Source organism: Penaeicola halotolerans, from assembly GCF_016464625.1.
Lineage (GTDB): Bacteria > Bacteroidota > Bacteroidia > Cytophagales > Cyclobacteriaceae > Penaeicola > Penaeicola halotolerans.
Genome location: NZ_JAEAGO010000070.1, coordinates 1 through 272, shown reverse-complemented (window position 1 = coordinate 272; position 272 = coordinate 1). Strand labels below are relative to the sequence as shown.

1 protein-coding gene is annotated in these 272 nt (G+C 55.5%); it reads right to left on the bottom strand.

The features are described 5' to 3' along the window. The coding region (locus I5349_RS13760; protein WP_226391355.1) for a dihydropteroate synthase at positions 1-237 on the bottom strand (237 nt) is incomplete at its 3' end. Between the last annotated feature and the right edge of the window lie 35 nt (positions 238-272).

The following is a 272-nucleotide window of genomic DNA, read 5'->3' as shown; positions in this document are numbered from 1 at the left end:
CGCTTCGGCATCGAGCATCCCTTCATCCATGTTGATATCGATAATCTGCGCGCCGTTTTCCACCTGTTGACGCGCGACATCCAGCGCCTCGCTGTATTTCTCTTCTTTGATCAGGCGCTTGAACTTAGCGGAACCGGTGACGTTGGTGCGTTCACCCACGTTCACAAACAGGCTATCTTCGCCAATGTTCAGCGGCTCCAGGCCGGACAAACGGCAGGCTACGGGAATTTCCGGCAGTTTGCGCGGCGCTAATCCTTCTACTGCACGACTCA